The 11,083-nt window shown below is 59.9% G+C and carries 7 protein-coding genes and 1 pseudogene; all 8 read left to right on the top strand.

Going from position 1 to position 11,083, the window contains the following annotated elements; all coding sequences use genetic code 11:
* Positions 1–42 precede the first annotated feature (42 nt).
* Positions 43–246 (top strand): annotated as a pseudogene (locus ACKTSJ_RS10410) (NAD-dependent epimerase/dehydratase family protein); the annotation flags it as partial.
* Between the two features lie 16 nt (positions 247–262).
* Positions 263–790 carry an NAD-dependent epimerase/dehydratase family protein gene (locus ACKTSJ_RS10415; protein ID WP_407899984.1) on the top strand — a complete coding sequence of 176 codons (528 nt, stop codon included), beginning with the start codon at positions 263–265 and terminating at the stop codon, positions 788–790.
* 53 nt (positions 791–843) lie between these two features.
* On the top strand, positions 844–3,606 hold the full coding sequence (locus ACKTSJ_RS10420) for a bifunctional glycoside hydrolase 114/ polysaccharide deacetylase family protein (protein ID WP_407899995.1): 2,763 nt from the start codon (positions 844–846) through the stop codon (positions 3,604–3,606).
* Between the two features lie 25 nt (positions 3,607–3,631).
* A complete protein-coding gene (locus ACKTSJ_RS10425; protein WP_407899985.1) occupies positions 3,632–7,327 on the top strand; it encodes a tetratricopeptide repeat protein in 3,696 nt (1,231 codons plus the stop codon).
* Between the two features lie 38 nt (positions 7,328–7,365).
* A complete protein-coding gene (locus ACKTSJ_RS10430) occupies positions 7,366–7,893 on the top strand; it encodes a penicillin-binding protein activator LpoB (RefSeq protein WP_407899987.1) in 528 nt (175 codons plus the stop codon).
* 6 nt (positions 7,894–7,899) lie between these two features.
* On the top strand, positions 7,900–9,237 hold the full coding sequence (locus ACKTSJ_RS10435) for a PelD GGDEF domain-containing protein (protein WP_407899989.1): 1,338 nt from the start codon (positions 7,900–7,902) through the stop codon (positions 9,235–9,237).
* Positions 9,230–10,291: a tetratricopeptide repeat protein gene (locus tag ACKTSJ_RS10440; RefSeq protein ID WP_407899991.1), complete on the top strand. Its 1,062-nt coding sequence runs from the start codon at positions 9,230–9,232 to the stop codon at positions 10,289–10,291. The genes ACKTSJ_RS10435 and ACKTSJ_RS10440 overlap by 8 nt, the downstream gene beginning before the upstream one ends.
* Positions 10,288–10,986, top strand: coding sequence for a GT4 family glycosyltransferase PelF (pelF, locus tag ACKTSJ_RS10445; protein ID WP_407899993.1), 699 nt, complete (start codon positions 10,288–10,290; stop codon positions 10,984–10,986). The genes ACKTSJ_RS10440 and pelF overlap by 4 nt, the downstream gene beginning before the upstream one ends.
* Positions 10,987–11,083: the final 97 nt, after the last annotated feature.

Consider the following 11,083-nt stretch of genomic DNA (forward strand, 5'->3'; position numbering starts at 1 on the left):
CCATTCTGTACGATGATCGCTTTATCCGTTCGATCCAGTAAAATGCATTCCGGCGAACCTGATGTGGGCACGTCTCAACCCGCCTCAAACACAAAAATCCTGACACTCCCGCCGGCCTCGGTGGCCTATCCGGTCGGGTCCAGTCAACACAACATCCACGGGTTCCTGAACGTATTTGACGCTGCGCGCTGCGTCGGCGTGAAACGTTTCGTGTACGCCTCCAGTGCCGCGGTCTATGGCGCGCCGGAAAAATTGCCGCTGGATGAAACCTCTCCCGTTGCGCCGTTATCGCCCTACGGTCTGGAAAAAATCCATCAACGATCAATATGCGGCGTTATACCACCGGCTGTATCGGGTCTCATCGTTGGGGCTGCGCTACTTCAATGTCTATGGCCCGCGTCAGGACCCGGCATCGCCTTATGCGGGTGTCATTAGTCGCTTTGCTTCGGCGATGGCCAAGGGCGACACCTTGCGCGTATTTGGCGACGGTGGACAAACGCGCGATTTCATCTTCGTGAAGGATGTCGCGCAAATTAACAAGCGCGCATTGATGGGCGAAGCCGAGGGCGTCTGCAATATCGCGACCGGGCATAGCGTGACGCTGCTGGAACTGATCGACACGCTGGCGCAATGTGCAGGCTGCACGCCGAAGATTCGTCACGAACCCCCGGCCGCCGGCGATATTCGCCATTCCCGTGCGACGCCGCGCAAGATGATGGCACAACTTAATCCTCCGCCCATGACGGCATTGGCAGATGGTCTGAAGCAACTCCTGGAAGCCTCGGCGTGAGAGGTTCGAATCCGGCCCTTTTTTGGTGTAGATGGATCTGTTTTCAAGTGCTGATGCTGGCATCCGCGTTGGTGTTCGCCGCGCAACCCAGCATCGCCGTGTTTTACGGGGTGAACCCACCTTGGGACGAACTGCATGCGTTCGATGCGGTCGTGGTGGAGCCGCTACATGTCCCCGATCCAACGCTGTACAGCACTGAACGGACCGCGCTTTTCGCCTATGTGGCGGTGGGCGAGGTTTCGCCCGAGCGTGACTATTCAAGGGATATCCCGTCCGCCTGGAAGTTGGGGAACAACCCCGACTGGGGCAGCATGGTGGTTGACCAAGCGCAGCCGGAGTGGCCGGCGTTCTTCGCCGAGCGCGTCATCAAACCATTGTGGGAGGCGGGCTTTCGTGGATTCTTCCTGGATACGCTCGATTCCTACCGGCTTCACACCCAGACGGCGGCAGAAAAGGTCCGCCAGGAAGCGGGGTTGATCGCGGTGATCCGCGAATTGAAGCGGCGTTATCCGCAAGCAAAACTGATCTTTAATCGCGGCTTCGAGATTTTGCCACAGGTGCATCAGGACGTCTATGCGGTGGCGGCCGAATCATTGTTCCAGCGCTGGGATGCCGCGCAACAGCATTTCGTTGCGGTGCCGCCTGTCGATCGTGAATGGTTGCTGGGGCAATTGAACCACATCCGCCAGGATTACCACCTTCCGGTGTTGTCCATCGACTATGTACCGCCAGGCCAGCGCGATCTGGCGCGTGCCACGGCGGCCAGGATCAGCGATCTTGGATTCATTCCCTGGGTGAGCAATCCCGAGCTGGATATGCTTGGTGTGGGCGAGATCGAGGTGATGCCGCGCAAGGTGCTGATGGTGCATAACAGCGCGAATACCGAATACGATTTGAACGGCACCAGCGTGTTGCACTACGCCACGATGCCGCTGAACTATCTGGGATACAGCGCAGAATATCTGGATGCGCGGCGCACCTTGCCGGCAGAACCACTGACCGGGCGCTACGCGGGGATCGTGGTCTGGCTGGATCGGGCTGCGGGCAGGGAAGGGGCGGTGTTGCATGCCTGGTTGACGCGGCAAAAAAAAGCCGGCATCCCGATCGTTATTCTGGGTGATGGCGCATTCCTGTTCGGTAACGGGGATGCGGCAGAATTCGGTCTGGCATATTCAAAACCGGCCAACACCCGCATGCGCTTGCATGTCGTGCAGCGCGATGCGCTGGTCGGTTTCGAAGCGCAGCCGGTATTGGATCGCACGGCGTTTTTCCCCGTGCTGGCACGGGATGCAAACGTATTGTTGACACTGGCCAACGAACGCAACGAGCAGCAGGATGCGATCGCGCTGACTGGCTGGGGCGGTTATGCCCTGAATCCGCAGGTGCTGGTCGAATTGCCTAGTGTACGGACCGATGGTCGGGCCATGGATATTTCCAGGAACATGCGCTGGGTGATCAATCCGATCGAATTTTTGCGGCGCGCGCTGAAGTTGCCCGACATGCCGGTGCCGGACGTGACGACGGAAAACGGTCGGCGCGTGTTGATGGTGCATATGGATGGCGACGGATTTGCCAACCGGGGCGAATTCCCCGGCGCGCCTTACGCCGCGGACGTGCTGCTCAAACAGATACTGAAAAAATATCCCGTGCCGATGACGCTGTCCGTCATCCAGGGCGAGATCGCGCCCGACGGTTTGTATCCGGCGCAGTCCGCCGCGCTGGAAGGGATTGCGCGCGCGATGTTCGTCTTGCCGCACGTCGAGATTGCCAGCCATTCTTTGTCGCACCCTTTCTACTGGAGAAAAGCTGTCGCCAATCCGGAAGAAGAGGGCTACCACCTCAAGCTGAATAATTATGAATTCGATCTGCAACAAGAGATCGCCGGCTCGATCGCGTACATCGAAACGAGATTGGCGCCGCCCGGGAAAAAAGTAAAAGTCTTTTTGTGGACCGGCGATACCAACATCGGCAGCGATGCATTGGCGCTCGCCGCGCAGGCCGGTGTCGCGAGCATGAATGGCGGCGAAACCACCATTACGCGCAGTTTCCCAACGCTGACGCTGGTCGCCCCGCTGGGCGTCGCCAAGGGCGGTGTATTTCAGGTTTATGCGCCCAACCAGAACGAGAACGTTTATACCAATAACTGGCTGGGCCCCTTCTATGGCTATGAACGCGTCATCGAGACTTACGAGATGACGGACGCGCCCTATCGCCTCAAACCTGTCGATGTCTATTTCCATACCTATTCCGCCAGCAAACCTGCTTCGCTCAAGGCGCTGGAGCGCGTGTTCGAATGGGCGCTGGCACAGCCGCTCACGCCAGTGCATGTCTCCGATTACGTGCGTCGAGTGCAGGACTTCAACCAAATGGTGGTGGCGCGCACGCGCGAGGGCTGGCGGGTGCGCGGGAGCGGTGAATTGCGCGAACTGCGCGCACCGGTGTCGCTCGGCCAGCCGGTGATCCACGCGGACAGCGGCGTGGCCGGATTCAACCGCTACGACAACCAGCACTATCTGCATCTTGGCGGGAGCGAAGCGAGCATCCGCTTCCGCCCCGTTGCGACTGCCGCACCCTATCTTGTCTCTGCCAATGCGCGCATCGAGCGCGTCACCTCCAGCGAGACGGCGGATGGCACTACAGTGAAGCTGGCTTTGCGCGGACACGTGCCGCTGCAATTCGAGCTATCCCTGGGCGCACGCTGTGGCGTGCAGGCCGACGGACGCGCGATCCGGGCAGACTCGGCACATAACGGCGTCAGCTATTTCTTCACCTCTAGTCATGTCATCGACCAGCTCCGAATTCACTGCCCGCGCTAATCTGTCCCGTGTGCGGCCGACGCTGATGTCCGCGTGGACATTGGCTGGATTCGCCGCGATGGTCATGGTCCCGCTGGTGATGATCTTTCCCAAGCAGGATCTGGTGCGGCAGGCAACGCAACAAAAACTGGGCGATGCGCTGGCCGTCAGCTACCTGAACAATCTGCTGAAAGCCGACCCGGGAAATCTGGAATTGCGTGTATTTCTGGCCGAGCACCGCCTCTTCCTGCGCGAGTATGACGGCCTACAGGAACTGCTCGCTCCGGCGCTCCACAGCACATCCGCTGTCTGGCGAGCGCAAGGGATGTTGGTCGAGTATAAATTATTGACCGGCCAGTTTTTGCAAAGCGCCCCCGGTTCCGCGCAACGTGCAGAACTGCGCCGGCGCCGCAGCGATGCGCTGCTACAGCTGCATCGGTTGCCGTGGCCGTTGCCAACCTTGATCTATCTGGCCGGGCAGGCGGACCAATTGGGCGAGCGGGGCGTTAGTCTGCTGTTATATCAGCGCATTACCGATGCCTCCGCGCAAATGTCGGCGGAGGAATTGTCCGTGATGGCGTATCAGATGCTGGGCGAAGGCGATTACGAATTGTCGGCCCACCTGTATTTCATCGCGCGCCACAAGGCCGACACACTTGCCAGGCGGCGCGAATATTTTTTGGCGGGCATACGCGCGCTGATCTCCGGCAACTTGTTGTTGCAGGCGATGCAGGGGATCGACCGCCATCTGGGTGCGCTGGAGCGCGATGCCGAAACGCTATACGAATTGATCAAGACGGCGCGCGCGGCAAACGATCAGCCGCGTGCGGTGCGTTATGCCAAACAGCTGTTGCATCTCGCGGGGCAAGTCGGGCCGGTCGTGGCCCGGTGGCAGCAGATGGATTTGAGCTGGCTCGGCATTTCGAACGCGGAGGCGGCTGACGAAATGCCGCAGGCTGCGCCGTCCAAAATGCGCCCCTATGTCAAGAAAGAGTATGAGCTGGCCTACCAGGTGTTCGTCGAAAATCGCAAGCTGGAAGACGCGTACCGGGTCGCTGAAGCGGCCGTGCGGCAGTCGCCGGGCGAAGCAGACTGGCACCGGCGTTTGGCCCAGATTGCGGAATGGACCGATCGTCCGAAAATTGCCTTGCGTGAATGGCGCTGGCTGCTGCGCGATCACGAAACGATGGAGGCGCTCAGTGGCGTCCTCCGACTGGCACCGTCCCTGAACGAATATGAGGCGGTGCTGGATGCCTGGAAGCGCATCGCCGACCGGCAAGCGTTGGATGCCGCGCAGTGGGAGAACATGGCCGGGTTGTTTGAGCGCACCGGTCGCCAGCGCGAAGGAATCGCCTATTTCGAGAGGCGGTATGCCAGGGAGCGGGTGCAGATGCAACTGGAACTCGCGGCACGTCTGGCCGAACGCAGTGGGGAGGATGCGCTCGCGATCGCCTTGTATGTCCGCCTGCTGCAAGCGCATGGCAGCAACACCGCCTGGCACAAGCAACTCGCCAATCTGTATTTGCGCCAAGGGCAATACCGCACAGCGTACGACCTGTTGCAGGCCAACCGCGACCGCGTGAAGGAAGACGATATCACCTACTGGAAATTCCTGGCCGAACTGGCTTGGCATTTGCAGCAGGATGCCGACGCCAAAAAGAACTTTCAACGTCTGGCGCAGACGGGAAGTCTGGCGCGCGAAGATTTCAGTCGCCTGATCTATTTGCTGGAGGACACTCAAGCCGAAGAAAAAGCGACGCTCGCCGAATTGGCGTATCGCCGCTACGGCGAACGCGACATGTTGTTGCTGGCGCTGGAAATCAACGCGGACACCGGCAATATGCCGGCCCAAAAACGGCTGTTCGAACGCGCTGCTCTGGATCGTCAGCTGGATGTTTCCGGCAACGCGCGCTTCTATCAATTGCGTGCGCAATACCGGTTGACACAAGGCGAATTCGAAGCGGCGCGCAAGGATTATCACCGGGTGTTCGACATTGCGTCTTACGAGTCCGGGCGCGTGGAGAGCGATCTGTGGTTTCTGATCAACAGCCATGATTTGCCCGGCTTGCGCGCCATGCTGGCGCAGGTCATTGCACGGGGCGATCAAAACACCCCGGCGCTTTGGGGCGTATTGGCCGCTTCCTATCAGGCGCTGGATCAACCGTCGCGTGCCGTCGCGTATTACAGCCGTCAATTCAAGCAGGGCAAACAGGATTTTCTGTGGCTGATGAACTACGCCGATGCGCTGGAGCAGGCACGGCAGGCGGGCATGGCGGCCCGCGTGCGGCGGCACGCCTGGTTACTGGTGCGCGATCGTTTTGCCGGCAGTCTCCCTGTTCCTCCCTACTCCAGAGCGTTGCTGGGGGCGGCGCAAATGGCGCTGCAGAACGCGCCGGGTGATCCTGCTTTGGCGCTGATACGCGAGGTGCTGCGTCAGGACCGGTTGCTCGAACGGGGTGAACTGGTGCGGCGCAAGGTCAATGGCATGTCGATGGCATGGCCGCTCTCGTTAAATACGGACAAGGTGGAAGTGGATCGTCGCGTGAACGAATTGGTGCTGGGGTGGGCGGTCTCGCAGGAACACTCGGCTAATGCCAAAGCATGGTTGTGGCAGCGCTATGCGCAAGCGCTCGATCGCCCGCAGTGGGCGCAAGCCTCGGTCGCGATAGCGGATCAGGACACGGCCTCTCTCACCGCCTTGCTGGATGGAGCGCGCGGCGGTCTGTCCATGCTGACGCACCACGACGCCGCCAATACGCTGGGGCGGAGTGCCGAGGCGCAAACTCTGATCCATCAAGGGCTGGCGGACAATCCGGAAAACAACGAGATCCATCAGCGGCTAACCGAAGATACGCTGGCTACTGCCAGTGCGCTTGACATCGGATGGCGTACCGAGAAAATCGGCGGCCTGCATCGCCTGATTCGCGAAGTCCGGGTCGATATGCCGCTCGCCCGCGCTTGGCGCGTAGGAGCCGAATACCGCAAGGCATCGCAACGCAATAATGAGCTGCCCGCCTTTGGCGTCTCGCCGCCGACAGAGCGCGTGGCGGGGCTGTTACTCAAACACCGCGGTGCAACGGGCGACACTGAATTCGCGTTGCGGCGCAGGAATGAATTTGCGGGCGCGACAGAAGCGCATCTGACCCATGCGCTCAAGTTTGCGCCGCGTCTGAACGTGCTGTTGGGGGCGGAATTCAATGCCGCCGCCACTGAATCCACCGAGCTGCAACTGTTCGGCATGCGCAATCAGCTTGCGGCCAGAGTGCACTACACCTTCAGCAAGCGCGAATATCTGCAAGTGGAATCGGCATGGGCGCGCTACCGCACGCAAAACGGCGCCGCCCTGGGTAATGGCCAGCATCTCGCCTGGGAATTCGGTTACCGGGTGCGCACCGAGTATCCCGATTGGGGGGTGCGTGTGAACGGCACCCACACCCGGTTCGGCCAAAGTGCAATCGCGGCATTCGCGCTGCCCGCCGACACGGACCTTTATGGCGTGTGCACGGGGTTCGGCGATAGCGTGCGCAACACCTATACATGGGCATGGCGACCTTATCTGGATTACTGCACCACCTGGAATTCGGTCAGCGGGCAGGGCTATACCTCGATGTTCGGCGTGGCGGGCGCGCTCATCGGTGAAGATCAACTTGCCTTGACGCTGCGGCAAGAGCGCGGCGGGGCGAATCTGATCAACGGTTTGAGCCATGAATTTGCCGTGACCTACCGCCGATATTTTGATTGAACGATGTTTTTAACGTGTAACTTAATCCAGGGGGAAAAATGAAGACCTTCAAATTATGCATCGTGCTTGTGCTGTCCATGCTTTCATCCTGTGCGGTGCTGGATCAATCGGCTGCTACCACGCCGCTGGACCGTAATGCAAAATGGGCCTTGTTGCCCATTGTCAACCACACCGAGGTGCCGCAGGCGGGTTTGCGGGCGGAGGCGATCACCGAGGTGCTGCTGCGCGGCGCCAATATCGGCAATCTGCTCCGTTATCCGGCGCTGCTCAATCAGGACAGTCTGTTCGAGCCGGCCGAGCGCAAGGTGGTGGAGGATGCCCTGGGTTGGGCGCGCGAGCAGGGCGCGCGCTATGCGGTGACAGGCGCGGTGGATGAATGGCATTACAAGGTCGGCATCGATGGCGAACCTGCGGTCGGCATGGCCCTGCAAATCATCGATCTCAAGGAGGGGGAGCGAGTGGTGTGGAGCTCGGTGGCAGCCAAGAGCGGCTGGAGCCGCGAGGCGTTGAGCGCGGTCGCCCAGAAGGTGATCAAGGACATGTTGTCCGAAGCGCCGATCGAGTAATCCCAGATGCTCGCCGGCAGCGATAAATTCATCGAGCACTTCCACCGGTTGGTGGCGCCGCTGCGCCAGCATCGCCTGGCGTGGCTGGAAACCGTGGCGATCACCTTGGGGGCGGTCGCGGCTGGTATCTTTTTTCAACATGACAATCCGTTCCAGGTGCGTGGCGAGTTTCCCTGGGTCTGGCTGGCGCCGGTACTGGTTGCGCTGCGCTATGGCGTGGCACCGGGCTTTATCTCGTCGCTGCTGTTGATCGCCATCTGGAAATGGATGGATTACTCGGCAGAGTCCCATGCGGCATTTCCCGAGCAATTCTTTCTGGGCGGCCTGATTTTGGTGCTGGTGTGCGGCGAATTCAGCGCGGCATGGAGCGCGCGTTTGCGTCGGGCGGAAGAAACCAATCGTTATCTGGACGCGCGTCTCAGCCGCATCACCTCGCGCCACCTTCTGCTTCGTCTTTCCCACGACCGCATGGAACAGGAAATGTTACTCAAACCGGCGACACTGCGCCAAGCCCTGGGTAACCTGCGCCAATTGGCATTGCAGCGGGACGATACATCAATGCCCGCATCGGACGTCCTGCTCCAGTTGCTGGCGCAATATTGCCAACTGGTGTCGGCGGCAATCTACGTGCCGATCGAGCGTGGCTATGTCTGTGTGAGCCGGGTGGGCGAGCCGCCCGCGTTACGGGAAACCGATCCTTTGCTGCGCCATGCGCTGGAACATCAATCCCTGTCCCATCTGCAGGTCGAGGACGTGACAAACGAGACACTCGCTTCTCCCTTTGTGGTCGTGGCCCCCATTTTGAGCAGTAGCCGGCGTTTGCAGGGCATCCTGGCCATCGAGCGGATGCCTTTCCTCGCGCTCAATGAGGAGAATCTGCACATGTTATCGGTGATGCTGGGCTACTACGCGGACTGTGTGGATGAAGCCGAAGGGGTGCGCCAGTTCAAGGCGATGCTGCCGGAAGCACCGCCTGATTTCGCCGCCGAATTCCCGCGCCTGCTGCGGCTGCAACGTGATTTCGGCATCGACAGTTACATCGTGGCACTGCCTTTCAGCAATGACGAGCGTGGACGTCAGGTCGTCGCCGGTCTGACCCAGGTACGGCGCGGGTTGGATATTGCCTGGCAAGTGATCGTGGGAGAACGAATCTGGAACGTAAACCTGATGCCTTTGACGAGCGCGGCGGCGGTGGAAGGCTATCTGTTGCGGATCGAAAATATGCTGCGGGAATACGGGGCGGTCGTGCATGAAGAATGGACCTTGACGCCGATCCGGATCGGTCTGGATCAAGCGGATCCGCTCGCAACCCTGCATCAACTTCTGGAGCCGTCGCATGCCTAGGATGCTATTGACGACACTGATGCCGTTGATGGTGCTAGTGATGGCGATAGTGCTGGAGCTAACCGCGTTGGCGACGCTCTGGCCGGGCAGTTTGCGCGACAGCGTGTTGTACGATTTTCTATGGGTGCACCTGGTATCTAGTCTGTTGCTGGCCGGGGCCGGCTGGCTGCTGATACCCGTGCAATTTCGTTATCCGCGCACGCCCCTGTTGCTGCTCTGGTTCAATTTTGCCTTCTTTGTCCCGGTGCTGGGCATGATTGGCGTGTGTGCCACGGTCGTGCTGGCGGGCTTTCGCCGCCCCGAGAAAATCGCACATCCGTTCGCCAAGCTTGTTCTCCCGGAATTCGTGCTGTCGCTGCGCGAGCCGGACGCGAAGTTCAGCCAGGGCGCGATCAGGTCTCGTTTGGCGCACATATCCATTCCGACCCCGCAACGGTTGCAGTCGCTGCTGGCGTTGCAGGGTATTCCAGCGCGGATTTCCAGTCCCCTGCTGCGCGATATGCTGGATGATGCTTCGGACGACATCCGGTTGGTTGCTTACGGTCTGCTCGATGGCCGCGAAAAAGAAATTACCGCCCGGATACACAGCGAACTGGGCAATCTGAAGGAGGCAAAAAGCCCCGACCTGAAACTGATCGGCAACAAGCAGCTGGCCGAACTGTATTGGGAATTGGTCTATGCCGGGCTGGCGCAGGGGGATTTGCGCATTCATGCCCTGAATCAGGCGCGGGGATATGCGGATGCCGCGCTGACATTGGCACCACGCGATAGCGGGATGCTGTTTCTAAAGGGGCGCATCCTGTACGAGCTGAAATCCCCGGCTGAAGCGCAACGGATGCTGGCGTTGGCGGTGGCATCCGGTTTGCCGGAGTTTCGCGCGTTGCCGTATCTCATCGAGATCGCTTTTGATCGCGGCGATTATGCCACCGTACACAGCCAACTCACCAGCCTTTCTGCTTTCCGGGTTACGCCGATGATGGCGAAGGCGGCCAATTTTTGGATGCGCCGGACAGGCGAAACTGAAACATCTTTGTCGAAAGCGTACGCACTATGAAGAACAGGAATTTCCCGCGCGCCCAATCTGCCGACATCGGGTTGTTGCTGGAAGGCACATTCCCCTACGTTGCCGGGGGGGTGTCGAGCTGGGTCAACCAGATCATTCGCGGGTTTCCGCAATACACGTTCGCCCTGATATTCATCGGCAGCCGGCCGGAGGATTACGGCGACCTGAAATATGCGCTGCCGGACAACGTGGTACATCTGGAAGTCCATTACCTGAACAGCAAGCATGATCTGCCGCGGGTGCGGCAGATCAAGGGAGATACCAAGGTGTTCGCCGATGTCCGGCACATGCACGAATGTTTCCGTTTTCCCGCCACGCATCAGGATGGCCTGGAGACGTTCCGCAAACTGATTCCCGAGATGCGCGAAGGCGGCGGGGCGGGTCTGGACACTTTTCTGTATGGCGAAGAATCCTGGGCGTTCATCAAGGAAAAATATCAGCAGCACTGCAGCGATCCGTCCTTCGTCGATTACTTCTGGTCCGTGCGTTCCATGCATGCGCCGGTGTGGATGCTGGCCGAGATCGCGCGCAACTTCATTCCGGTGCGCGCGTTCCACACCGTCTCCACCGGCTATGCCGGATTGCTCGGCGCGTTGCTGAAAGAGCGCACCGGCTGTCCGTTGATCCTGTCCGAGCACGGCATCTACACCAAGGAACGCAAGATCGATTTGTTTGGGTCTTCGTGAAAGAGTGTGGGTAGAATTTAGCATGAAATCCTCTGCAAGCCTTGTGGCATCTGGCAAAATCCGGTCTGCACCTGTCGCGGGAAACGGGAGGATTTCT

It is taken from the genome of Ferrigenium sp. UT5 (assembly GCF_045866295.1).
Lineage (GTDB): Bacteria > Pseudomonadota > Gammaproteobacteria > Burkholderiales > Gallionellaceae > Sideroxyarcus.